Below are 23,371 nucleotides of genomic sequence, written 5' to 3' on the forward strand. Positions count from 1 at the left end.
TCAAGATAGTCCAGCAGCGAGTCGGTCACGACTGCGACAGTTCCACGGCCATCTACACGCACGTCAGCGACGACTTCATGCACACCCGAGCAAGGCCTGGCCCGGGCGTCTGACGAGGAAGGACCGACATGAACGAAGCAGTCAAAACCGAGGTTCTGGCGGAACTCGACGCGCTGCGGCGCGCGAGCGGTGTCGCCGCCGGTCACGCCGACCTGGTGCGCGAGTACTCGGCGGATGGCTCGGAGTGCCGGATCGTCTTCGCCGACCTGGTGGATGGCGAGGTCGTGGAACTGGTCCGCGGAGAGCGGGAGCTCGCCCGGTCCGGCGGCTACACCCTGGAGTGGAAAGTCTACGGCCACGACAGGCAGCAGGGCCTGACTGCCGCACTCGAGGCAGCGGGCTTTGAACCCGACGAGGAGGAGCAGGTGCTGATACTCCCAGTCGCCGAGGCAGCATCGGCGCTCTTCGACACCTCCGGTTACGAGGTGCGGCAGGTGACCGACGGCGCTGAGCTCGACGACTACGCCGAGATCTCCCGCCAGATCGGTCGGCGTAACGCGGACGAGGAGCGTCGGCAGTTGGCTCAGATACTCGAAGAGCAGCCTGACACGATGAGCGTGCACATCGCCTATGCCCAGGGCGAGCCGGTCTCCTGCGGACGGGTCTACTTCCAGGCTGGCGGCCCGTTCGCCGAGCTGGCGGGCGCCCGGACCAGGACGACCCACCGTCGGCAGGGCTTCTTCACCGCAGTGGTCGGCTCCCGGCTGCGGCAGGCCAGGGAACGCGGCTGCAGGCTGCTGGTCACCGATGCGCTGCCCACCTCCGAACCAATCCTGCGCAAGCGCGGCTTCGAGGTGGTCACCTTCACTCGGCCGTACATCTTCGAGCCGGGCAACTGAGCGCCCGTCGCCAAGCTGCTGATGGCCCTGCATGAAGTGGGCGCTCAGGGCACCGCCCTGCCCCACTACGGCGAGTGCGGACGCCCCAGCCCCTACGTCGGCAGTCGCTCGGGCGGACGATGGGGATGCTCACCCTGCTTCGACACACCCGCCGTCTGGCGGGCTGCCACCAGCAACGGCGAGTATTCAGCCGCGACCGCCGTGGTCTGCCCCGATGCGCCAAGTGCCCCGACGCCGCCGGCGATCCACTCAGGGAAATTGCTCAGCTGATCACGGACTCGACGCCGAACCCGACGTGGACACCATCCGGGACGCTCTTGAGGGGGCCACGACACGGCCCGCCGGGCAGCGACGACTCGCCTGGGCCGTGATCAAACGCCCAGAACTGCTGACCAGCGCCGGGCGCCCCCACGCCAGCGATGCTGCGTGTTCCTGAACACGCTTGTGTTCGTTGCTCGCTCCTCCGGCGCCCGCATCGCCGAGGGCGAGCGCCAGGGCTGGCGCGGCGAGGCCGAGGGCCTCAAAGTCAGCCTTGCCGGAGCCGAGAACGCCCTGAAGCAACTTGATGCCCAGGTATCCCGAGCCCAGCGTGCCGTTCACCTCGGCATGCCCGGTTGAGTCTCCCGTGGGGGGAGACATCAAGCTGGAGGCATGGACAGTGACACGCTCTATTCCATCGGAGAACTATCCCGCCGGACCGGTCTGACGGTAAAGACCATCCGGTACTACTCCGACCAGGGCATCGTCCCGCCGACCGACCGCAGCCCGGCGGGCTACCGGCTTTACGGCCGCAACGCACTCGCACGCCTGGAGCTGGCCCGCACGCTGCGCGACCTGGGCCTCGACCTGGTGACCGTGCGGAGGGTGCTGGACCGGGAGGCATCCATACCGCAAGTGGCCGAAGCACACGCCGACGCTCTGGACGTACAGATCCAGACCCTCCGCCTGCGCCGGGCAGTACTACGAGCAGTCGCCGGACGCGGCCCCACCACAACCATGGAGATGGACCTCATGCATCGACTCGCCACGCTGTCCCAGTCCGAACAACGCCGTCTCGTAACCGGCTTCGTCGACGACGTCTTCAGCGGCTTTGACGCCAACCCCGAGTTCGTGACTCTGATGCGATCCGCACTGCCCGAGCTCCCCGACGATCCCACGCCTGAACAGGTCAGGGCCTGGGTGGAACTCGCCGAACTCTGCCAGAACCCAGACTTCCGTACCGCGATACGGCGCACGGCTGAGGAGCAGGCGAAAGAACCTTCCCAGCAGGACGTCAGCGGCCTGCACGACGGTCTCGATCAAGCGATGCGTGAACGCATCGACGAAGCGGTATCCGCAGGCATCCTCCCAGCCTCCGCCACAGCCGCACCCCCTGCCGAATCACTGGGCGGTCTCTACGGCCACGCGTTCGACCGCGCTGGCGACGGTGACCTGCGTCGCTGGCTCGTCGCCCGCCTGCAGATGACCGTTGACCCACACGCCAAGCGCTATTGGCAGCTCCTGGCGACGATCAATGGATGGCCTGAATCACCAACACTCGCCCCCGTTTACACGTGGTTCACCACCGTTCTTCGCGGTGGTTCTGCCGCGGCAGCGACCTCTTGAGTTCCGGAGGGCATCACGTGAAGTACGACGTTTTACAGGTCCTCGGCGCGGCTCTCTTCGTGATTGGGGGGCAGGGAGCGATCCGCCAACTTGTCGACTACAGCAACGCCGGCCTACTTGGCTGGCTGCCAGGCGGATTCGCGGCGAGCATCACCACCTACCTCGTCGCCGTCGCCACCGGTGCGGTCGTTGCGGGCTGGGCGCGCGGCAAGGCGAAGGCAGTGGGGCGCCGGAGCTGATGGGGCGACGGGAGGGCACTCAGTCGTCATCCGTTCATCAGTCGAGAGCCTTCCACGCGGCGTGGTTTCGTGGCGGCTGCCGACTGTCTGTGGGGTGCGGGTGGACACCAGGGTGCCGTCGAGGATGTAGACGGTGTCCTTGCGTGGCCGGAGGTCCGGGGAGACGGCCAGCAGAGTTGAGCGGCAGAGGTGTCTCGGTCGCGCCGACCACGTGGATCGGCACGGTGACGAGGCCGAAGCTGAGGGCGCCGGACCAATTCGTTCGGGGATGGCAGACCTCCAGGACAGCCCCCGAGCAGGGCCAGGTGGGATCTCAGATCCGGTGGCCACTCGGCGGAAACCGACGACGAAAGCTCGCCGGCCTCGCTTTCAGGATCGAGGAGCTGCTCGGCGACGGTCACGGGCATCAGGCCTCCGAGCTGGCGGCAGCCACGGCGACGTGGCTGCAACAGGCCGCCCCACACGCCGAGGAACTCGCCCCCGACATCGGTGAGCTGGCCGGGTTGATGGCACCACATGCGCCGTGACATCCGGACCGCGGCCGACAACTGGACATCACAGCGACCGGTCTGGAGCCGTCGAGGTTTGCTCAGTGGGAGCCGGGAGTCTGGGGGCCCGCCTCGGGCGGCGCGGCAGGGGGGCGCCGCTGGAAGGTCGCGTACAGCAGCCAGAGGGAGGGCACCAGGAGGACCGCTCCTACCGCCAGCGCGATCAGGCAGGCGGAGAGGACTGCTCCGTCGGAGGCGGCCTGGTCGACCGTCGTACCGCCCACCAGCATGGCCGGGTACTGCGCCGCGCCCCAGGCCCACAGGATCGCGGCGACAGCCAGCGCCGCGGTGGGGCGTGCCAGTACGTAGCGTCTCCTGTGCAGCAGGGCGAGCCCGCTGAGACCGGCCACGGCGCTGAGGACAATAAGGGGCAGGCCGCGGTGGGTCAGTCCGTGAAAGAGGTCCGGCGCATCGGCGTTCAGGACGGCGATGCCGACACACGCCACGGCACCGCACGCCAGGCCGCTGAAGATGCCGCGGCGGGCGAAGTCGGCGGCGAGAGCGGTCCGGCCCTCGCGGGCGGCGTCGGCGCACAGGTATACCGCGGCGAGGTGGGCGCAGGTGAGCACGGCCAGGACGCCGCCGAGGACCGACGTGGGGTTGAGCCAGCTGGTGAGGACGTCGCCCTCGGCGAGGCCGGGCGGGACCCGTCCGGAGGCGACGCCGCCGGCCACGGTGCCGAGGAAGAACGGTGTGATCAGCGAGGAAAGGGCGAAGCAGGCGCCGAACAGACGCTGCTGCCACAGTTCCGTGCTGGCCTTGCGGAAGGCGAAGGCGGCCCCACGGGCGATGATGCCCAGGGCCGCGAGGGTCAGCGGCAGATAGAGCGTGGACATCACGGCGGCGAAGACCGGTGAGAAGGCCGACCACAGCAGCACGACCACGAAGATCAGCCAGACGTGGTTGGCCTCCCACACCGGACCGATGCTGTGCTCGACGAGTTGGCGCCGGGCTCGTCCTCGTCGGGTTCCGCCGGCGAGGAGGTCCCACACGCCTGCGCCGAAGTCGGCACCGCCGAAGACGGCATAGCAGGTGAGACCCACCCACATGACAGCGAGTGCCGTGTCTGCAAGCACGATGACCTCCAGTGGTGGCCGGGAAATCGGGGCGCGGATCGGTTCATGCCGCACCGCAGCAGCGGATGACGGGAGCTCTCACGGTCACACGACGGGGTAACGTTCGACGTCCTCTTCCTGCGGCGCGAGCGGCACGGCCGTGCGCGTTGCCAGACGACGCAGGACGTACACCGTGGCGACGGTCATGGCGGCGTAGACGATCAGCACCAGCCACAGGCCGGTCATCAGCCCGGGCGCCGGGTTGACGGCGTCCCGCACACTCATGATCCCCCAGACGATCCACGGCTGGCGTCCGAGTTCGGTGACGCACCAGCCGCTCTCCAACGCGATCACCGAGGCCGGACCGGCGATCGCGGCCAGCCACAGGAACGCACGCGATCCGCGCTGGTCGAGCAGTTCACCGCTCCCGCGTCGGCCACGCCACCACGAGAACAGCAGCCAGGCCCCCAGGAGCAACAGGAAGAAGCCGACGGCCACCATCAGGTCGAACGCCCAGTGCACCGCTGTCACTGCGGGCCACTGACTGCGCGGAACCTTGTCCAGGCCCTGGACAACGGTGCTGGGGTGGTATCCGATCAGCAGGGAGAGTCCGTTCGGGATCTCCAGTCCGTAGCGCAGGGCGTCGTCGCGGGCGATGCCGCCGAGGGTCAGGGGCACGTGGGATCCGGTGGTGTACACGCCTTCCATGGCGGCCAGCTTCGTAGGCTGGTACTCGGCCAGGAACCGTGCGGCCCAGTCGCCGACGACGATCTGGAAAGGGGTCACCACCGCTCCCAGTGTGAACGGGATGAAGAAACCCGCCTTGTGATAGGCGTCCCGGCGGCCCCGCAGCATGGCGACCGCATAGACCGCGGCGGTCAGGAATGACGCCACCATGAACGCCGCCAGGATCATGTGCACGGTCTGGGGCGGGCTCGCGGGGTTGAACATGGCCGCCCAAGGATCCACGTCGACGACTTCCCCGTCCCGCAGCCTGAATCCGCGGGGCTGGTTCATCCATGCGTTGGCGCAGACGACGAAGAACGCCGAGGCCACGCCCGCCACCACGATCGGCAAGCCGGTGAGCAGGTGCCGCTTGGGTGGCATCCGGTCCCAGGCGTAGAGGTAGATGCCCAGAAAGATCGCCTCGATGAAGAACGCGATGCCCTCCAGCGCGAACGGCAAGCCGATGACCTGCCCGTACGTGCCCATCAGGCCCGGCCACAGCAGGCCCATCTCGAAGCTGAGGATGGTGCCGGAAACAGCGCCCACCGCGAACAGGACCCCCATTCCACGGGCCCATCGGCGTGCCAGCAGGCGGTGCGCCGGATCACCTGTGCGGATTCCGTACCACTCGGCGATGAGTGTGAGGGCGGGCAACCCCACGCCGAGGCAGGCCACGATGATGTGCCAGGCCAGTGAGAAGCCCATCTGTGCCCTGGCCGCGGCCAGATCGCCGTCCGTCACCCGGTCCGCCGCCATCGCGGCGAACGACTGGACGCCGGAGGCGAGACGATCGAGCACAGGCACGAGTACTCCCCGGAAAGCTATCGAAAAAGATTCTTTTAGCTGATTTTTCAGACATGACAGTATCGCCCGGGAGGGAGGAAGGACCGGCATCGCCACGCTCGACGGGCGCCTTCGGATACGGCTTGCGCGGTCCACTGCCGCCGGTACGCCGTTCGGCGCAGATGAGCCCCGCTGCCGCCTCCGCCATAACCTGACCTGGGCAGATGCGGATCCGGCACGGCATCCGTTCGAGATGGACGACGATGCGGCGGAGGAGTTGGCTGGCCTTGTCGCGCCCTTGCCCTCTACCGCCACCGCGACCTGCTCGCCCTCGTCCACGTCGCCGAACTCCAGCCGTCCGCCTCGGAACCCGCGGCCGGACTACCGGTCGGCCTGGCCTCGCTCCAGGCCGACCTCGTCAACGCGCACGCCCGCAACACCCGGCTCACCGCCCAGATCCGGCGTCTGGAACGCCGGCTCTCCGAGCTTGGGCGAGCACGCATGGCGGGAATCGGGACTCGGTGCCCCCGCCGACCAGGAAGAGCTGCAGCGCCGAGTCTCCCGCCTCGAACAGGCGGCGACCGGTAGGGCGCGCGGGCTGACCGGGCCGTCCGCGCGGCGGCGCGACGCCGGCCCGCCGGGGCCGGTGATCACGGCGTCGCAGCCGTCACGGACAGCGCCGTACTCCGGGACGAGGCCGAAGCGGTCCGGGAACGGAACCCCCGCCGCCCCGCCGGGGCGCGGGGTGCGGGGATGCTGCGCCGCGCTGGTGCTGGGCAGGCGTTGCAGCGCCCGTGGGGGTGGCCGACCACTGGGCCCACCGGGCACTCGACCTCGACACCCTGCGCTGCCGGCGCCCCCTTTCACCACCCCGACCACCGCCTCGCCGACCAGATCGAAGAACTCGCCGGTGCCTGCTGAGCGCAGCCCACCCGGCCACCACAGGGGCCGTGGGCCCGGCAACTGCTCGGCCCACGGTCCCTCTGGTGGCACGGGATGCCGGCGACGGCCCCGGCGGAGGGCGAGCCCGGCCTGACTCCCACGGCGGCCACCGCCCGGGCGTTCCCCCTCGTCAGGACCACCGCATCCCGATCGCGGACAGCTGCTCCACACGGTCCGGTGACAGCGTCCCGGCCCGGCTGCGCTGGTTCCCGATCCACGCACCCAGCCGAAGCTCCCGCACCCCCTGACCCCCACCGTCACCACCGTTCCCGTCGCCGGCGACGAGGATCCGTTCGATGTGCTTGCGGGGTACGCGCAGGTGCCCCTCGCGCGCGTGGAACTGTTTGGCGGCCGTGTAGTTCATGGCCCACTTGTCGGCCTGCGTACGGCGCGGGGGCGGCTTCTCGTCCTCGGCCGCGGGCGTGATTCCCAGGACCTGCTCGCACATCCACCGCTGGACGGTGGTGAGCTGGTCCCAGCCGAGCCGCACCGATTGCACCCACCGGCCGAGATCCTCGCCCTGGCGCAGGACCTCGCCCGCCCTGGTGGGCAGCGCCTCGCCCGCGGCCAGGTGCGTCCGGACCAGGTGGAAGCACCGTTGCCACGTCACCGGCCAGCTCGGGCACCACGAGGGGTCGATGTCCTCCAGCTGCTCGCGCCGTTCGTCCGACAGCGCTCCGGCCGACGACTGAACCGGCAGGCCCTCGGCGCGCCGCTGCTCGATCTCGGCGGCCTTGCGGGCGGCGGCCCGTGCGTTCTTCAGCCAGATGCCCACCCGGTACCCCTGGTGCGTGGCGTCCAGCGGCGCGAGGAGGTGGCCCGTCTCGGCCGCCCACCCGCGTGCGGCCGCGAGGCCTTCCTCCCACGCGACGTCGAAGTGCGACCAGACCATGCCCAGCGCCTCCAGCTGCCCGACGCGTTCGGCGTCCATGCCGCCACGGGCGTAGGCCCTGCGGGCGTCGGCGATCCACTGGCCCAGCGGGAAGGAGGCGAGGGAGGCCGGCCACCCGGCGGCTTCCTCCTCCTGCCCACCTTGTCCGTCCTGTCCGTCCCGATCGTCGTGGTCGGGCACGCGGTAGGTGAACGGCACCCTCAGGTCGCCGTGCTCACGGACGTAGATGGCGGCGGCCTCCACCCCGCGTCGCCAGTGCCGGTGTTCGGGGTTGAGGACCCGCAGGTCGATGAACGCGGCCAGCTGCGCCGGGTCGCGCGGGGTGGAGAACTTCAGCAGTTCCCGGGCCGGTACCGACAGCCCGGCGCCCCCGCCGCCCGGGCTCTCCTCGCCGGCCGAGCGGGACTGCACCCCTCGCACGCTGCTCCGCGCCTGCTGCTCGGCGAGCTGCTCCACGACCCGCGCGTCGTGCGCCCTGAGCGCCTCCAACAGCTTGGCCAGACCGCCGTACGCCCGGGAAGTGAGCATGTTGTCCGCCGTCTCGCCCGGCCCGAGCAGGACCGGTACGACGAGGGAGGCGACCTTGCCCTCGCCGGGCTGCATGCGCAGTGCCCGGCCGACGGCCTGGACGAGGTCGGGCATGGAGCCGCGGACGTCGGCGAAGTAGACGGAGTCGCAGGTCTTGATGTCGACGCCCTCGCCCAGGACCTTCACCGATCCCAGGAATCTCCTCAGCGAGCCGGTGCCGTCCGTGCCGATGCCGTCGGCGAACTCGTCGAGGACCCGCCGCCGGTGCAGCGCCGTGTGATCGCCGCACAGCCAGTCGGCCCAGACCGTGCGCGGGCAGGACCCGGGACCGGCGGCGTGCAGCCGCGCGGCGACGTCGGAGAGGCCGGCCGCGAACGCCTCGGCCTCCTTCACCAAGTGGTGGAAGACGAGCGTGCGCCGCAGGTTCTCCGCGGCCGACGCCTTCAGCAGCGCCGTCTGGAGCGCGGCGATCCGGGCCCCGCGGACCCGGTCCGAGCGGCTCTCGGCGCCCAGGAGCTGTGCGGCCTGGAGTTGGGTGTCGGTGATGTCCACGCACACCACCTGGTAGGGAGCACAGATCCCCCGGCCGATCGCCTCGGACAGCGTCAGCGTGTGGCAGCGGGCGCCGAACGGGCCGTCCGGATCGTCGTCCATGCTCGCGACCAGCTCACCCGGAGCCCCTTCGGAGCCCTCGTCCAGCTGCCACAGCCGGGGCGTGGCGGTCATGTACAGCCGTCGCAGGGACGGGATGCGGGTGTTGTCGTGGACGACCGTCCACGGTTTGCCGAGCCGCCCCGACGTGCGGTGGGCCTCGTCCACCACGATCAGGTCCCACCCCGGAAGGCCGGCCCGGTGCGCGCGCTCCAGCGTTCCCAGCCCGAGTGAGGCGTACGTGGCGAAGACCGTGACCTTGTCGAACGGCCGGACCCAGTCGACCAGCTCCGCCACATCCGTGGTGTTGGGGAACGCCGCCTCCGGCCCGCGCAGGGACGAGACCCCGATCACCGGCCCGGTGCGGCCACCCGCGCGCCACGCGGCCTGCGTCTGCGTGAGCAGATCGAGAGAGGGCACGAGCACGAGCACGCGGCCTGCTCGAAGCTCCTCGGCGGTGCGGGTGGCCACGAGGGTCTTGCCCGTTCCGGTCGCCATGATCACTTGCGTGCGCAGCCCTCGCTCGGGCACGACCGATCCGGCCGGCATCTCGAGCGCCCGCACCGCCGCGTCCACGGCTTCTCGCTGATGGGGACGGAGCGCGGGCTTGGGCGCAGGCGAGCGGCGGACGGGCATGACGCCATGCTACGAGCTGCCGGGCGGCACGCCGGGCCGGTTGCCCGGGACGCCGCCCGAGCGGTGCCGCGCCGCCGGTGGGGACGTTACCGCCGTCGGAGGGCAGCCACGGACCGTGACCCCTTTAGGCTGGCCGCATGAACCGATGGGAGCAGCTGACGGGTGGCACGTCCGGTGAACAGTACGCGGCCCGCTTCGCGGAGCTCGCCGAACGCGGTCAGGACGTGCACGGCGAGGCACGCCTGTGCGCCACGCTGGTGCCGCCCGGCTCCCGGGTGCTGGACGCCGGCTGCGGCACCGGGCGGGTCCTGATCGAGCTCGCCCGGCTCGGCTACGACGGGGTGGGCGTCGACCATGACGCCTCCATGCTGGCCGTGGCACGCCGCAGCGCCCCCCGGCTGACCTGGCTGCAGGCGGACCTGGCCGGCCTCGACCCGTCCGCCACGGGCGCCGGCGACGGCTTCGACCTCGTCGTCGCCGCGGGCAACGTCTTCCCGCTCCTCGCGCCGGGTACCGAGGGCGCCGTGGCCGCCGCGCTGGCCCGCACCCTGCGCCCGGGCGGCGTGCTCGTCGCCGGTTTCGGCCTGGACGAGGAGCACCTCCCGGTACCCCCCGGCCTCACACTGACGCAGTACGACGGCCACTGCACCGCGGCCGGCCTCACTCTCACCGACCGCTTCGCCACCTGGGACGCCGACCCCTACGACGGCGGCGGCTACGCGGTCAGCGTCCATCGCCGCTGACACCGCTGCCGACCCAGCCGCCACTTTTCGCGCGGGCTCCTCACCAGGCCCCGTCCCGGCGGCAGCGGAAGACCTCAGCTCTCCATCGAGTTCCAGTCCCGAGGCCCCGTCGGGCCCGGAGCATGGCGGGCTGGGGCCCGCCCCCTGACGGAAGCGGCCCAGCACGGGCGAGACCAGGAGTCGCCGCCGGACACGGTGACGTGCATCAGGCCGCCCGGATCGATGCCCGGCGGGCCGATAAACCGCATCCGACCGATTGTCACTGCTTCGGGGTAAGCACTCGTCTCCCTGGTGGATGCAGCCAGTTCAGCCGCTAGCTTCTGCAAGGGGACGGATTTCCGCGATCCCCCCGTTCGTTGCCCACTCCTCCCCGTCTCCCGGTCGGCGTACCCGTGTGCGCCGGACGACCCGTCGTCCAAGGAGAAAGCCCGCCGATGTCCGTCGACAGCATCCCGGAAGCCCGGACCGCCCCCACCACGCCGCAGCAGTCCCTGAGTACCGCCGCCGCCCGCAACCTCGCCACCACCACCAAGTCCGCGCCCCAGATGCAGGAGATCACCTCCCGCTGGCTGCTGCGCATGTTGCCCTGGGCCGAGGTCGACGGCGGTACCTACCGGGTCAACCGGCGGTTGCGCCACACCCTCGGCGACGGACGCATCGAATGCGTCCAGGAAGGCGCGACGGTCCGGGTGATTCCCCGGGAGCTCACCGAGCTGGCCGTCCTGCGCGGATTCGAGGACGTCGACGTCCTCACCGCCCTGGCCGACCGCTGCGCGCAGCACGACTTCGCGGCGGGCGAGGTCCTGGCCGAGCGCGGCAGCCCCGCGGACCGGATCCACCTGATCGCCCACGGCCGGGTCCGTCAGACCTCCGAGGGCGCGTACGGCGAAGAGACCGCCCTCGCGGTACTCGCGGACGGAGGCCACTTCGGCGAGAACGCGCTGTCGGACGCCGACGCCCGCCACGACTGCACCTTCACCGCCGAGACGGCCGGCACCCTCCTCACCCTCTCCCGCGCCGACTTCACCGCCGTCCAGGCATCCGCGCCACACCTCCGGGCCCACGTCGACGAGTTCGGCTCCCGCACGCGCCGGCGGCAGAACAAGCACGGTGAGGCCGAGATCGCCATGTCGGCCGGCCACGTCGGCGAGGCCGACCTGCCGGGCACGTTCGTCGACTACGAACTGGATCCGCGCGAGTACGAGCTCTCCGTCGCACAGACCGTCCTGAGGATCCACACCCGGGTCGCCGACCTCTACAACGGCCCGATGAACCAGAGCGAGGAGCAACTCAGGCTCACCGTCGAGGCCCTGCGCGAGCGCCAGGAACACGAGCTGATCAACAACCGGGAGTTCGGGTTGCTGCACAACGCCGACTTCAAGCAGCGCATCCAGCCCCGTTCCGGCCCGCCGACCCCGGACGACATGGACGAGCTGCTCTGCCGCCGGCGCGGCACCAAACTCTTCCTCGCCCACCCCAGGACGATCGCCGCCATCGGCCGCGGCTTCAACGCCTGCGGTCTCCATCCCGACCACGTCGACCTCGGCGGGCAATCCGTCCCTGCCTGGCGCGGGGTCCCCATCCTGCCCTGCAACAAGATCCCGATCAGCAAGGAACAGACCAGCTCCATCATCGCGATGCGCACCGGCGAGAAGAACCAGGGCGTCGTCGGCCTGCAGCAGACAGGACTGCCGGACGAGTACGAACCGGGGATCTCCGTACGGTTCATGGGCATCAACGAGCAGGCGATCGTCTCCTACCTCGTCAGCACCTACTACTCCGCCGCGGTCCTCCTGCCCGACGCGCTCGGCGTGATGGAGAACGTGCAGATCGCCCCCGGCCCGCGCTGAGGCCCCGACGCGCAGCACGCCCCGCCCGACAGGCGCACGCACCACGCAGCACCCACCCCACCGCAGCAAGGAGCCGCCCATGCCCGGCCCCGACTTCCTGGCGGCCCTGCACCCGCCGGTCACGATCCCCAAGCCCCCACCACCCCCGACAGACGCCCCCACCGCACCAGACATGCCGCACGCGACCGGGACCACGACCGCGACCGCCACCGACTCCGCTCTCCAGCGCATCCTGCGCGGATGGACCGGACCGGGCTCGCCCCCGCTCGCCCCGCCCGGCAGACACGACCCCGCACCGCAGCCGGCCGCCCCGGCGCCCGCCCCGACCGCCGACGGCCGCGCCGTGCCCGGTCTCTACTACCACCCCGTCCCAGAGCCCGACCCGGTACGCGTCGAGGAGGTGAGCCGCCGGATCAAGCGCTGGGCCGAGGACGAGGTCCAGCTCTACCCCGAGGAATGGGAGGGGCAGTTCGACGGCTTCTCCGTAGGCCGCTACATGGTCGGCTGCCATCCCGACGCCCCGACGGTCGACCACCTGATGCTCGCGACCCGGCTGATGGTCGCGGAGAACACGGTGGACGACTGCTACTGCGAGGACCACGGCGGGTCACCCGTCGGCCTGGGCGGACGCCTCCTCCTCGCGCACACCGCGATCGACCACTTCCACACCACCGCGGAGTACGCGCCGCACTGGCACGAGTCGCTGAAGGCCGACGCCCCGCGCCGGGCGTACCGCAGCGCGATGGAATACTTCGTCGACGCCGCCACACCCTCCCAGTCCGACCGCTACCGGCACGACATGGCCCGGCTCCACATGGGCTACCTCGCCGAGGCCGCCTGGGCACAGGCCGGTCACGTACCGGAGGTGTGGGAGTACCTGGCGATGCGCCAGTTCAACAACTTCCGCCCCTGCCCCACGATCACCGACACCGTCGGCGGCTACGAACTGCCCGCGGACCTGCACGCCCGGCCCGACATGCAACGGGTCATCGCCCTCGCCGGCAACGCGACCACGATCGTCAACGACCTCTACTCGTACACCAAGGAACTCGACAGCCCGGGCCGGCACCTCAACCTGCCGGTGGTGCTCGCGGAACGCGAGCAACTGTCCGAGCGCGACGCCTACCTCAAGGCCGTCGAGGTCCACAACGAACTCCAGCACGCCTTCGAGCAGGCCGCCGCCGATCTCGCCGTGGCCTGCCCCCTGCCCACCGTGCTGCGCTTCCTGAGGGGCGTGGCCGCCTGGGTCGACGGCAATCACGACTGGCACCGCACCAACACCTACCGCTACAGCCTGCCCGACTTCTGGTAAGGAACGGACATCTCTGTGACCACTGAAACGGCTTCCACCGCCACCGCTAAGATCCCGGCCCCGGCGACGCCCTACCAGGGCGACATCGCCCGCTACTGGAACAACGAGGCGAGGCCGGTCAACCTCCGCCTCGGTGACGTGGACGGGCTCTACCACCACCACTACGGCATCGGGGCCGTGGACCGCGCCGCACTGGGGGACCCGGCCCACAGCGAGTACGAGAAGAAGCTCATCGAAGAACTGCACCGGCTGGAGTCGGCGCAGGCGGACTTCCTCATGGACCACCTCGGCCCCGTCGGCCCGGAGGACACCCTCGTCGACGCCGGCTGCGGGCGCGGCGGTTCCATGGTCATGGCCCACCGCCGGTTCGGCTGCCGGGTCGAGGGCGTCACGCTGTCCGCCGGCCAGGCCGACTTCGGCAACCGGCGCGCGCGAGAACTGCGCATCGAGGACCACGTCCGCTCCCGCGTGTGCAACATGCTCGACACGCCCTTCGAAAAGGGCAGCGTCACGGCCTCGTGGAACAACGAGTCGACCATGTACGTCGACCTGCACGACCTGTTCGCCGAGCACGCACGCTTCCTGAAGGTGGGCGGCCGGTACGTGACGATCACCGGCTGCTGGAACCCGCGCTACGGCCAGCCCTCGAAGTGGGTCTCCCAGATCAACGCCCACTTCGAATGCAACATCCACTCCCGGCGCGAGTATCTGCGCGCCATGGCCGACAACCGCCTCGTGCCGCACACCATCGTCGACCTCACCCCGGACACGCTGCCCTACTGGGAACTGCGAGCCACCTCCTCGCTGGTCACCGGCATCGAGGAGGCCTTCATCGAGTCCTACCGCGACGGCTCCTTCCAGTACGTCCTGATCGCGGCCGACCGCGTGTGAGCCCACCTCGCGGGGTCCGGGCCGCCGACCCGCGGCCCGGCCCCGCGACGGACAAGTGTCCGGTGCAATCAGCTCGGCGGTTCGTGGGTCGATTCAGTACCGCCGTCGCCGCGGAAAGCCGATGGGCCGGCCCCCAGGGCCACTGCTAGGGTTCCGGAGGCCGTGCGAGAGACAGAGGAGGTGGTACCCGTGAACGAATCCACAAGGGTGCTCTCCTTCGGAGCCACGGTCGGGCGATAGGTCGTCCGGGAGCGCCGTTCAACAGCCCTCCCGAAAGGCACGACCATGCGATTCACCTCCGAACAGCGTCTCGACGACGGCGTCCGCGAGCGCGCGTTCACCCTGGGCGACATTCCCGGCATCCTGTGGACACCCGCGTCCGCGTCCCCGTCCGCGGCGGTGCCGCTGATCCTGCTGGGCCACCCGCCGCTCGGCCTCCACCGGATGTACCCCCGGCTGGTGGCCCGCGCCCGGCACGCCGCGGCGGACGGATTCGCCTCGGCCACCATCGAACTCCCCGGCAGCGGTGACCGGCCCCGTTGGCCCGCCGCCGAGCAGGCCCGAGCCGATCTGCGCCGCACGGTGGAGGCGGGTGAGCGGGTCGGCGAAGAGATCGTCGACGCCCTCGTCCTGCCGCTGGTCGACCGGGCGGTCCCGGAATGGCAGGCCGCCCTGGACGCCGTTCTGTCGCTGCCGGAGATCGGTGGCCCGGTCGGCTACTCGGGCGGAGTCATCTCCATAGGCGTCCGCCTCGCGGTGGTCGAGCCGCGTATCTCGGCCGCCGTGCTGTTCGCCGGGAGCTTCGTGCCGCGGGCCATCCTCGAGGAGGCCCGTCGGGTCACCATCCCGCTCCATGTCCTGCTGCAGTGGGACGACGAAGGAAACGACCGGCAGGCGGCCCTGGACCTGTTCGACGCCTTCGGCTCCGAGGAGAAGACGCTGCACGCCAACATGGGCGGTCACACCGGCGTCCCGCGGTTCGCGGGCGAAGCAGCTGCCCGGTTCCTCACCCGGCACCTGGTGGGAGGCCGGCGTTCCGTGCCACCGGCAGAAGCCTTCGACTCAGAGCCGTCGGCGTCGGCGGCGGCGGGCCGCCGAGGTCACGTAGACGACGAGCCCCACCGCCGGGAAGGTGCCGAAGAGTAGATAGGCCATCAGGTCTTCCGGGATCCCGTCCAGTACGTCGGTGGTGAGGCCCACGGCGAGGAACAACCCCAGGGCGAAGAAGGCCGAACAGCCCCCCGCGAGGGCGGCGATGGTGCCCGACGTCAACGCGTAGCCTTCGGTCCTGGCCGTGACGGCGTTCATCTTGGCGGTGACCCGCGGGACCGGTGTCCAACTCTCTCCGCGTTGCCCCACCCAAATGTCGCGCAGAACGCCCAACTCGGCATCGAGGGGGCGCACTTCCCGTTCATTGAGGTGGGGCAGCCAGAGCCGGCGGCCGTCACGGTCGTAGAGCGCCACGACTCTCGCCGGCAGGTCGTGCTGCGCCGCGCCCGGCACGCGTTCGATCCGTATCCCCTGCACGTCCGCCCAGGCCACCCGTCTGGTCGCGAACGCCGTCCGGATCAGGACGTGGTCCTCGTGAACGATCGTCACCGCGCGCCGGAGCGCGGCGGTCACCCAGACGGCCAGTAGTACGAGAACCACGATCACGACGACGATGAGCCATGAGGGAGCCTCGACGTCCAGCACGATCGACAACGCCGCCGCTGTGAGCAGCGTGGCCGCGGGAACGATGAACTCGACGGCGACCCCGCCGTTCATGCCGTACCGCCGCAGATACGGGTCTTCGGCCATCGACTGCTTCCCCCCATTCGCTGCCCCCCATGCCCGCTGCCATGAACGGGAAGGGGCGGCGCGGCGTCCGCGGAGCGCTCAGCCTACGGCCGGGAAGCACGGATTCCAACGGCCCCCGACCCGCCTGCACAGGACGGGTGTGGCGTGCGCGAAGCCCTTGCGCCCGAACGGCCTCCGGGCGTCCGCCGCCGCGCGGTTCGCCTCATCTCCTCTGCTTCCGGCTGGTGTGCGGCGCTCGCCGGGCGGGCGGATCGTGGGTGTGGGCGGGCCGCGGGTCGGCATCAGGTGAGGTTCTTCTCCAGCGCGGTCAGGTAGCTGTGAAAGCATGCGACGATGCCGAACGATGCTCTTCACGGGGGTCCCGTCGAGGTCGCTGCCCAACTCGTGGCCACCGTCGCAGCCCCGCTCGACCCCGCATCGGCGGACGCCCCCGTGGTGCTGCACTGGCCCGGGCGCAGGCTGCTGTTGCAGCGCGGGGACACCGAGTTGGCCGCCCTCGACCTGGACGGGAAGGGGACAGAGGTCCGCTTCCCCGCGCCCTGGCCCCGCCGGTACGGCTCGGTGACGGTCTCGCCCACGGGTGATATTGCCGTGTTCGCCGGCGTGCACGCCTTGCGAGCCGTGGATCCGACCGGCGCCGTGCGGTGGGAGATCCGGCACGGTTGTTGGTCCTCCGCCGTGTGCACCAAGGCCCATTCCTCGTTCTCCGAATACGCCGACGAGTACCACCACGGCCACGCGGACGTAGGCTCGGCGGCGTTCTCCTCGGACGGCAAGCTCCTGTGGGCGCACGTCCGCAACTGTGCGGGGGACGACGTCAACGAGGAATGGCTGCTCCTCGACCCCGCCGACGGCACGGTACTGACCCGGGCCGACACGATGACCGTGGGATCGGGCTCCCTCCACTTCCCTCATCCGGATCCGGCCTACATGGGTCTGACGGTCGCCGAGGGCGAGGAGAACTCGCCCGTGCTGTGGGGACACTGGGACGGCGCGAACCTCACCGTCCAGCGGTTCGTCGAGGAGGTCCTCCTCGCCGTGAGTCCGTCAGGGGAGCACTTCCTGACCACGGACCCGGGGCAGTGGACCCTCTATCTGCACCGGGCGGAGGACGGCGTCGAACTGCGGCACCTGGACGCCGACGAAGCCGTGCCCCTTCCCGCACGCTCCGACGACGACCGCGTTCGGTGGGACTACGAGGCGGCGGCGTTCCCCGACGACGACACCGCCATGGTCGGCACCGAGGACACCGCGGAGGGCCCCCGCCACTGGTTTGTCGACCCGCGCACGATGGCCCTGCGCGGCCGGATCGCCTACCCCTTCCCTGTTTCGGGACCTCCCCGATCGGCGGGGGAGGGGGCCTGGTACACGGTCTCCAAGGACCGGACCACCCTCCACCTGTGGAACCTGCCGCACCGGGATTGAGTAAGAGGCCTCCATGCCACGGCCCTGGCACTCGGTGAGCGTGCCGTCGCCACTTTCGACATCTGGAAGCTCCCGACCACACCGAGACCGCCCGCCAGGATGAGAACGGCTCACTCCGGGGCGGCCCGTCGCGTGCCCGAGTGGTCAGGGAGCCGCCTGCACAGCGGTGCACACCGGTTCGGATCCGGTTGCGGGCTCAGGCATTCTTCCGCTGGGGCGTCAGTGCTGAAAATGTCACCCCGGTGAGCTCCTGGGAGATGTTCCACAGGCGCTGCTGGGCGGCCTGGTGGTGGGAGTCGGGGCTGGAGGTGACCAGCTTCGGGTAGCCGCGGGTCTCCGTCCGGTTGCCGGGGCCGTAGTACTGGACGCCGGTGACGGCCGGATCGGTGGCGGCGCGCAGAGCGGGCAGGGCGCCCGTCTCGGCCTTCTGGGTGAGCAGCGGCGCGAGCCAGGTGACGGGCACGCGAAGCACGGCGGGCGTGTTGCGGGCGAGTTCGGTGTTGGACGCGCCGGGATGGGCGGCCGCCGCGATAGTGGTGCCGTGCGGTGCGAGCCGGCGCTGCAGTTCGTACGTGAACATCAGGTTGGCGAGTTTGGCCTGGCCGTAGGCGGCGACGCGGCTGTACGAGCGCTCCCACTGCAGGTCGTCGAAGTGGATGGCGGCCCGGATGCGGTGGCCGTTGCTGCTGACCGTCACGACACGCGAGCCGGGCACGGGCAGGAGCCGGTCCAGCAGCAGGCCGGTCAGGGCGAAGTGCCCGAGGTGGTTGGTGCCGAACTGCAGCTCGAAGCCGTCGGCAGTGGTCTGCCTCGGGGTGTACATGACGCCCGCGTTGTTGATCAGAAGGTCGATGCGCGGGTGGGCCGCGCGCAGGTCGGCCGCCGCGGACCGGATCGAGTCCAGGGAGGCCAGGTCGAGGGCCTGGACGGTGACGTCGCCGGTGATGCGGGCGGCTGCCTGCCGGCCCTTCTCGACGTCGCGGACCGCCAGGACCACCGCCGCCCCGCGCGCCGCGAGCATCCGGGCGGTCTCGAAGCCCAGCCCGGTGTTGGCGCCGGTCACGATCGCCACCCGGCCGCTGAGGACGTGACATTCAGCGGGCGCGAAGCGAGGAGCAACGGGAGATCCGCCGGCGGGCGATCCTGGACACGGCGGCGGCGATGCTCGACGAGATGCCCGTGGCCGAGGTGAGCCTCAACGAGCTCAGCCGGCGGGTGGGCCTGGCCAAGTCCAACGTCCTGCGGTATTTCGAATCGCGCGAGGCGGTGCTGCTCGAACTGCTGGACACATTTCTGGAGCGCTGGCTCGCGGAGCTGGCGGACGAGCTGGCCGCAGGCATCGAGGCGCATGCGGCGCCGGACGTGCGGGCGGGCCAGCTGGCCGAGGTCCTCAGTCGGTCACTGGCGGACCGGGTCGTGCTGTGCGACCTCTTCGGCGCGCAGGGCGGCGTCCTCGAGCACAACGTCTCGGTCGAGGTGGTCAAGCGGCACAAGCGTTCCTCCCTCGCCCGGCTCGCGGCCATGACGGAGCTCATGCGCCGCCACGTACCCGAGCTCGGCGACGGCGCCCAGTTGTTCTGCCTGATGAGCCTGGTCTCGGCGGGTGCCCTGTCGGCGTACGTCCCGCCGCCGCCCAGCCTCCTTGTCGCCTACGCGGACGAGCCCGCCCTCGGCGTGCTCCACCTGGAACTGCGTGACGCTCTGCGGGTCTCCTTCACCGCGGCGCTCCTGGGCGTGCTGCCGCGCACCTGAACACCTCCGTTGCCGACGCATCCGGTGATCACCTGGCTCTCGGATCTCGATGAGAAACGGCGGCACTGTGGTGTCCGCGAACGTGGGACGGCCGGCCTCTTGTCGGAGCGGGTGGCCGTCGAGGGGGTCGCCGGAGCCAGGCTTGAACGTCGTACCGAGGCCGTACTGCGCGATCCCGAAGGGGCGAGAATCCGCATCGGCAAGGAGTCGGTAGAGGCAGTCATTGCCGGTGGCTCATGGTGCTGGGAGTCCTGAGCCTCGGCTCTGCCAGCCGTCGCGGACCACGTACGGGATCTTGAGACCGCGAACAGCCCATGGAAGGTTTATGCCGCATGATCGATGAATTCGCGAAGGACAACCTGCACGGAAGGCTGCGGCGGGACCGTGAGGTGCTGCTCTGGAAACTCGACGGCTTGTCCGAGTACGACGTCCGCAGACCTTTGACGGCGACCGGGACCAACCTCCTCGGCCTGGTCAAACACGTGGCCACCGTCGAGGCCAGGTACTTCGGCGAGGTCTTCGACCGCCCTTCCCCGGAATCGCTGTCCCGGTGGCAGGACTCCGACGGCAGCGATCAGTGGGCGACCGAGGACGAAACCCGCGATCAGATCGTCGGGTTCTACCGGCGCACGTGGGAACACTCGGACGCGACGATCAACGAGCTTCCCCTCGACGCCCCCGGCCACGTGCCGTGGTGGCCGGAGCCTTGTCCCAACACGAACCTGTTCGCCGTCATGGTCCATGTCCTCGGCGAGTGCATCCGGCATGCCGGGCACGCCGATATCCTGCGTGAGGGCCTCGACGGCCGGACCGGGCTGCGCGCCGAACACGAGAAGCAGGTCGACGGGGCAGCCCGTGCCGCCCACCGTGCGAAGATCGAGCGGGTCGCCAGATCGGCCGCATCAATCGAGGCTCAGTCGGGCGTACCAGGCAGCCTGACATGAGCTCCCATACCGGCGCTTGCGAGGGGATGTCCTCCTCGCGGATCGCGTGGCCCTCGGCCTGGTAGCTGGGCGACGGCGGCGTCGACATAACAGGTCGCCCAGACAGGTCGCCCGGAGCACGATGGCGCTGAGGACCAGGCTGAGCGAGCCGAGCTGGTCCTCCCCGCCGTCCCGGTACGTACGCCTGGTGGATGGTGCCGCGCACGGTTTCCGGCTCCTAGGGCAGGATCGAGTCGATGTAGCCGCCGTCGACGCGCAGGGCGCCGCCGGTGGTCGCGGACGCGTAGGGCGAGGCGAGGTAGACGACCATGTGGGCGATCTCCTCGGGCTCGATGAGGCGCTGGATCAGGGACTGCGGGCGGTACTTGATCATGAACTCGCGCTGTGCCTCGTCCCAGGACGGCTCGTCACCGACCAGTTCACGGACGAAGTCCTCGACGCCGCCGGTGTGCGTCGGGCCCGCGATGACGGAGTTGACGGTCACGCCGGTGCCGGCCGCCTCCTTGGCGAAGCCGCGGCTGACGGCGAGCAGCGAGGTCTTGGTCATGCCGTAGTGGATCATTTCGGCGGGGATGACCACGGCCGAGTCGCTGGCGAGGTTGAGCACGCGGCCCCAGCCCCGTCCCGTCATGCCGGGCAGGCAGGCGCGGATGAGCCGGACGGCGGAGAGGACGTTCACCTCGAAGTAGCGGCGCCACTCGTCGTCGTCGATCTCCAGCGGGGCGGCGGAGCCGAAGATGCCGAGGTTGTTGACCAGGATGTCGACCGCGGGGACGGCCTCCAGCACGGCCGCGGCTCCCTCCTCGGTCGTCAGGTCGCCCACGGCGGCTACGACGTCGTCGCTGCCGGAGTCGGCACGCACCCGGTCCACCGCGTCCTTGACGCGCTCCGTGCCCCGGCCGTTGACGGCGACCCGGGCGCCGGCGCGGGCGAGGCCGACGGCGATGGCGTATCCGATGCCCTGGGTGGAGCCGGTGACCAGGGCGGTGCGGCCGGAAAGGTCGATCTGCACGATGGGTCCTCCTCGTCGGAAGTGTGGAGCTGTACACCGGTGCCGACGCGCGGCACCCCGAGCGCCGGTCCCCGCGGTGCGGGCCCCGTGGTGCGGGGGACGGGGCGGGCGCCCGGGGGTGGTGGTCAGTTCAGGGTCTCCGGGTTCGGGCCGGTGCGCAGCCCGCGGTCCAGTCCGGCGAGGGCGGACATGTCGGCGTCGCTCAGCTCGAAGCCGAAGACGTCGAGGTTCTGCCGGATGCGCTCTGGAGTGACGGACTTGGGGATCACGACGTTGCCGCTCTGCAGGTGCCAGCGCAGCACCACCTGCGCCGGGGACACGCCGTGAGATCCGGCGATCCTCACGATCGGCTCGTCCTTCAGGACCGCGCCCTGGGCCAGCGGGCTCCACGCCTCGGTGGCTATGCCGTGCTCCGCGTGGAAGGCGCGCAGTTCGCTCTGCTGGAGCGCGGGGTGCAGCTCGATCTGGTTGACGGCCGGGGTGACGCCGGTGTTCTCCTGGAGCCGCCGCAGGTCGGCGACGCGGAAGTTCGAGACGCCGATGGCGCGGGTGCGCCCGCTCGCCAGGATCTCCTCCAGCACCTCGTAGGTCTCCACGTACAGATCGCGGGCCGGGGTGGGCCAGTGGATCAGGTAGAGGTCGACGTGGTCGAGACCGAGCTTGTCCAGGGAGGCGTCGAACGCGGCGAGGGCCTTGTCCTTGCCCTGGTCGTCGTTCCACAGCTTGGTCGTGACGAAGAGGTCCTCGCGGGGGAGGCCGGAGGCGGCGAGGGCCTTGCCGACGCCGCGCTCGTTGCCGTAGACCGCGGCGGTGTCGATGCTGCGGTATCCGGCCTCCAGGGCGCTGGCGACGGCGGCGGTGGTCTCCTCGTCGGGGACCTGGAAGACGCCGAAGCCGAGCTGCGGCATGGCGACGCCGTTGTTGAGGGTCACGTTCGGGATGGCGGTCATGAGGGGCCTTTCAGTAGTGCTGTCGGTGCTTCCCGTACTGGTCACGGGCCTGGAGCGCGGTCCGGGCGAAGCCGTGGTCCTGCGCGGGTACCCCGCCGCCGGGCCCGAGGGATCCCGCGGGCCGGACTTTGCCGGCGACCGGCCGTGTGAGCGGCGTGAGGAGGGACCTCGGACCGTGCGGGGAGGTGGGCGGTGACTCCGGGGACGAAAGGTGCACCTGCGCTTTACGAGCGTCCACAATAATTGCGTACGCCGGATAAATGCAAACGCGGGTATAGTGGACGGGGAGACGCACCCGGCACTCCCTGCCGGCGTGGCACCACCGCTCGCAGGACCGGACCGAGGGAGCCACCCATGACCGCCACCGACCCGGCGATGACCGCGCTGGCGCACAATTGGTCGGCCCTCTCGCTGCTCCACGGCCGCATCGAGAGCTGTGTCGAACGCGCCCTCCAGGCGGGGCACGAGCTGAGCGCGCGCGAGTACTCCCTCCTGGATGTACTAAGCCGGCAGCACGACGACGTGGGCGGCCACCTGCAGATGCGCCAGGTCGCGGACGCCGTCGTCCTCAGCCAGAGCGCCACCACGCGGCTGGTGACCCGGCTGGAACAGCGGGGGCTGCTCTCGCGCTACCTGTGCCCCACCGACCGCCGGGGCATCTACACGGATGTGACCGAGGCCGGCCTTCGCCTGCTGGACGAAGCCCGTCCCACCCATAACACCGCCCTGAGCAAGGCCCTGGACGAGGCGGCCGAGGACCCCGCACTCGCTCCCCTCGTCAGGGCCGTTCACGAGCTGCCGGGCGCCATCCAGCCCGCGTGAACCGACGCCCGGACGACGGCGCGAAGTCCGGTCGCGGCCGGTCGCGGTGGGCGAGGGCCGGGGGAGGTGCGTGGCGCACGGCATACCGCAGCGCGGTTCGACAGCCGCCAGGGCACACGTTCGGCGGCCAACGGGGCGAGCCGTATCGTCACGGCCCGCGCCTCCCGAGCCGCGATCAGCGCGTCGGCCACCGGTCCGTACTTGCGTGGATGGCGGCGTCGAGTCCGGCGGGCACGTCCGGGTCGCGGGTCGTGTGGACGGCCTTGCGGGTCCTGCCGTCCACCCGGATCCGTCCGTGGCCGTGTTCCCGGGCTGCCCGGTACCACCGGGAGCGGAGGCCCGGGTAGGCGCGAACGTACACATGGA

21 protein-coding genes, 1 tRNA gene and 1 pseudogene are annotated in these 23,371 nt (G+C 70.6%); 15 read left to right on the top strand and 8 right to left on the bottom strand.

Annotated features, from left to right (window positions below):
• The first annotated feature begins 128 nt into the window (after positions 1-128).
• The 5 genes from ACIGO6_RS38645 (at position 129) to ACIGO6_RS38665 (ending at position 3,270) form a co-directional block, all read left to right on the top strand.
• On the top strand, positions 129-899 hold the full coding sequence (locus ACIGO6_RS38645; protein WP_399884968.1) for a GNAT family N-acetyltransferase: 771 nt from the start codon (positions 129-131) through the stop codon (positions 897-899).
• A 426-nt stretch (positions 900-1,325) separates the two neighbouring features.
• On the top strand, positions 1,326-1,517 hold the full coding sequence (locus tag ACIGO6_RS38650) for a hypothetical protein (RefSeq protein WP_399884970.1): 192 nt from the start codon (positions 1,326-1,328) through the stop codon (positions 1,515-1,517).
• A gap of 33 nt (positions 1,518-1,550) precedes the next feature.
• Positions 1,551-2,504, top strand: a complete 954-nt coding sequence (locus ACIGO6_RS38655) for a MerR family transcriptional regulator (RefSeq protein WP_399884972.1) — start codon at positions 1,551-1,553, stop codon at positions 2,502-2,504.
• A gap of 17 nt (positions 2,505-2,521) precedes the next feature.
• Entirely contained in the window at positions 2,522-2,743 is a 222-nt protein-coding gene (locus ACIGO6_RS38660) for a hypothetical protein (protein WP_399884974.1), read from the top strand.
• 305 nt (positions 2,744-3,048) lie between these two features.
• Positions 3,049-3,270 (top strand): hypothetical protein, encoded by a 222-nt coding sequence (locus ACIGO6_RS38665; protein WP_399884976.1) that lies wholly within the window; start codon positions 3,049-3,051, stop codon positions 3,268-3,270.
• A 62-nt stretch (positions 3,271-3,332) separates the two neighbouring features.
• On the opposite strand, the gene ACIGO6_RS38670 is transcribed toward ACIGO6_RS38665, so the two are convergent.
• The 3 genes from ACIGO6_RS38670 to ACIGO6_RS38680 form a co-directional block, all read right to left on the bottom strand.
• On the bottom strand, positions 3,333-4,367 hold the full coding sequence (locus tag ACIGO6_RS38670; protein ID WP_399884978.1) for a cytochrome d ubiquinol oxidase subunit II: 1,035 nt from the start codon (positions 4,365-4,367) through the stop codon (positions 3,333-3,335).
• A gap of 84 nt (positions 4,368-4,451) precedes the next feature.
• Positions 4,452-5,828, bottom strand: coding sequence for a cytochrome ubiquinol oxidase subunit I (locus tag ACIGO6_RS38675; RefSeq protein WP_399885040.1), 1,377 nt, complete (start codon positions 5,826-5,828; stop codon positions 4,452-4,454).
• Between the two features lie 1,099 nt (positions 5,829-6,927).
• On the bottom strand, positions 6,928-9,504 hold the full coding sequence (locus tag ACIGO6_RS38680; RefSeq protein ID WP_399884980.1) for a Helicase associated domain protein: 2,577 nt from the start codon (positions 9,502-9,504) through the stop codon (positions 6,928-6,930).
• A gap of 137 nt (positions 9,505-9,641) precedes the next feature.
• Here ACIGO6_RS38680 and ACIGO6_RS38685 point away from each other — a divergent pair, with 137 nt between their 5' ends.
• The 5 genes and pseudogenes from ACIGO6_RS38685 to ACIGO6_RS38705 form a co-directional block, all read left to right on the top strand.
• Entirely contained in the window at positions 9,642-10,247 is a 606-nt protein-coding gene (locus tag ACIGO6_RS38685; RefSeq protein ID WP_399884982.1) for a class I SAM-dependent methyltransferase, read from the top strand.
• A 434-nt stretch (positions 10,248-10,681) separates the two neighbouring features.
• A complete protein-coding gene (locus ACIGO6_RS38690) occupies positions 10,682-12,097 on the top strand; it encodes a family 2B encapsulin nanocompartment shell protein (protein WP_399884984.1) in 1,416 nt (471 codons plus the stop codon).
• A 79-nt stretch (positions 12,098-12,176) separates the two neighbouring features.
• Positions 12,177-13,409 (top strand): family 2 encapsulin nanocompartment cargo protein terpene cyclase, encoded by a 1,233-nt coding sequence (locus ACIGO6_RS38695; RefSeq protein WP_399884986.1) that lies wholly within the window; start codon positions 12,177-12,179, stop codon positions 13,407-13,409.
• Between the two features lie 15 nt (positions 13,410-13,424).
• The gene (locus ACIGO6_RS38700; protein ID WP_399884988.1) at positions 13,425-14,300 is read left to right on the top strand and encodes a geranyl diphosphate 2-C-methyltransferase; all 876 of its coding nucleotides are present in this window, start codon (positions 13,425-13,427) and stop codon (positions 14,298-14,300) included.
• 285 nt (positions 14,301-14,585) lie between these two features.
• Positions 14,586-15,320 (top strand): annotated as a pseudogene (locus tag ACIGO6_RS38705) (alpha/beta hydrolase); the annotation flags it as partial.
• Between the two features lie 42 nt (positions 15,321-15,362).
• Here the strand turns inward: ACIGO6_RS38705 and ACIGO6_RS38710 are convergent.
• Positions 15,363-16,100: a PH domain-containing protein gene (locus ACIGO6_RS38710; RefSeq protein WP_399884990.1), complete on the bottom strand. Its 738-nt coding sequence runs from the start codon at positions 16,098-16,100 to the stop codon at positions 15,363-15,365.
• A gap of 333 nt (positions 16,101-16,433) precedes the next feature.
• Here ACIGO6_RS38710 and ACIGO6_RS38715 point away from each other — a divergent pair, with 333 nt between their 5' ends.
• Together ACIGO6_RS38715 and ACIGO6_RS38720 are read left to right on the top strand one after the other, a co-directional pair.
• Complete coding sequence (locus ACIGO6_RS38715; RefSeq protein WP_399884992.1) at positions 16,434-17,525, top strand: hypothetical protein; 1,092 nt, start codon at positions 16,434-16,436, stop codon at positions 17,523-17,525.
• A 123-nt stretch (positions 17,526-17,648) separates the two neighbouring features.
• Positions 17,649-17,722, top strand: a tRNA-Cys gene (locus ACIGO6_RS38720).
• Here ACIGO6_RS38720 and ACIGO6_RS38725 read toward each other — a convergent pair.
• A complete protein-coding gene (locus ACIGO6_RS38725; protein WP_399884994.1) occupies positions 17,722-18,597 on the bottom strand; it encodes an SDR family NAD(P)-dependent oxidoreductase in 876 nt (291 codons plus the stop codon). The genes ACIGO6_RS38720 and ACIGO6_RS38725 overlap by 1 nt on opposite strands.
• Positions 18,598-18,617: 20 nt before the next feature.
• Here ACIGO6_RS38725 and ACIGO6_RS38730 point away from each other — a divergent pair, with 20 nt between their 5' ends.
• Entirely contained in the window at positions 18,618-19,277 is a 660-nt protein-coding gene (locus ACIGO6_RS38730; protein WP_399885042.1) for a TetR/AcrR family transcriptional regulator, read from the top strand.
• A 332-nt stretch (positions 19,278-19,609) separates the two neighbouring features.
• Entirely contained in the window at positions 19,610-20,221 is a 612-nt protein-coding gene (locus ACIGO6_RS38735) for a DinB family protein (RefSeq protein ID WP_399884996.1), read from the top strand.
• Positions 20,222-20,438: 217 nt separating this feature from the next.
• Here ACIGO6_RS38735 and ACIGO6_RS38740 read toward each other — a convergent pair whose 3' ends face one another.
• On the bottom strand, positions 20,439-21,233 hold the full coding sequence (locus tag ACIGO6_RS38740) for an SDR family NAD(P)-dependent oxidoreductase (protein ID WP_399884998.1): 795 nt from the start codon (positions 21,231-21,233) through the stop codon (positions 20,439-20,441).
• 125 nt (positions 21,234-21,358) lie between these two features.
• Positions 21,359-22,183, bottom strand: coding sequence for an aldo/keto reductase (locus tag ACIGO6_RS38745; protein ID WP_399885000.1), 825 nt, complete (start codon positions 22,181-22,183; stop codon positions 21,359-21,361).
• A gap of 354 nt (positions 22,184-22,537) precedes the next feature.
• On the opposite strand from ACIGO6_RS38745, the gene ACIGO6_RS38750 reads away from it, so the two are divergent.
• Positions 22,538-23,005 (top strand): MarR family winged helix-turn-helix transcriptional regulator, encoded by a 468-nt coding sequence (locus ACIGO6_RS38750; RefSeq protein WP_399885002.1) that lies wholly within the window; start codon positions 22,538-22,540, stop codon positions 23,003-23,005.
• A gap of 175 nt (positions 23,006-23,180) precedes the next feature.
• On the opposite strand, the gene ACIGO6_RS38755 is transcribed toward ACIGO6_RS38750, so the two are convergent.
• The gene (locus ACIGO6_RS38755) at positions 23,181-23,366 is read right to left on the bottom strand and encodes a DUF2255 family protein (protein ID WP_399885044.1); all 186 of its coding nucleotides are present in this window, start codon (positions 23,364-23,366) and stop codon (positions 23,181-23,183) included.
• Between the last annotated feature and the right edge of the window lie 5 nt (positions 23,367-23,371).

Origin of the sequence: Streptomyces sp. NPDC053750, from assembly GCF_044544295.1 — a bacterium.
In the GTDB taxonomy this organism is placed as follows: Bacteria; Actinomycetota; Actinomycetes; order Streptomycetales; family Streptomycetaceae; genus Streptomyces.

Excerpts from the sequence above, each read along its gene's own strand:
- ACIGO6_RS38645 (WP_399884968.1), top strand. The coding sequence starts at position 129 with ATGAACGAAGCAGTCAAAACCGAGGTTCTGGCGGAACTCGACGCGCTG.
- ACIGO6_RS38655 (WP_399884972.1), top strand. The coding sequence starts at position 1,551 with ATGGACAGTGACACGCTCTATTCCATCGGAGAACTATCCCGCCGGACC.
- ACIGO6_RS38675 (WP_399885040.1), bottom strand. The coding sequence starts at position 5,828 with ATGGCGGCGGACCGGGTGACGGACGGCGATCTGGCCGCGGCCAGGGCA.
- ACIGO6_RS38680 (WP_399884980.1), bottom strand. The coding sequence starts at position 9,504 with ATGCCCGTCCGCCGCTCGCCTGCGCCCAAGCCCGCGCTCCGTCCCCAT.
- ACIGO6_RS38685 (WP_399884982.1), top strand. The coding sequence starts at position 9,642 with ATGAACCGATGGGAGCAGCTGACGGGTGGCACGTCCGGTGAACAGTAC.
- ACIGO6_RS38690 (WP_399884984.1), top strand. The coding sequence starts at position 10,682 with ATGTCCGTCGACAGCATCCCGGAAGCCCGGACCGCCCCCACCACGCCG.
- ACIGO6_RS38695 (WP_399884986.1), top strand. The coding sequence starts at position 12,177 with ATGCCCGGCCCCGACTTCCTGGCGGCCCTGCACCCGCCGGTCACGATC.
- ACIGO6_RS38710 (WP_399884990.1), bottom strand. The coding sequence starts at position 16,100 with ATGGCCGAAGACCCGTATCTGCGGCGGTACGGCATGAACGGCGGGGTC.
- ACIGO6_RS38715 (WP_399884992.1), top strand. The coding sequence starts at position 16,434 with ATGCCGAACGATGCTCTTCACGGGGGTCCCGTCGAGGTCGCTGCCCAA.
- ACIGO6_RS38735 (WP_399884996.1), top strand. The coding sequence starts at position 19,610 with ATGATCGATGAATTCGCGAAGGACAACCTGCACGGAAGGCTGCGGCGG.
- ACIGO6_RS38745 (WP_399885000.1), bottom strand. The coding sequence starts at position 22,183 with ATGACCGCCATCCCGAACGTGACCCTCAACAACGGCGTCGCCATGCCG.
- ACIGO6_RS38750 (WP_399885002.1), top strand. The coding sequence starts at position 22,538 with ATGACCGCCACCGACCCGGCGATGACCGCGCTGGCGCACAATTGGTCG.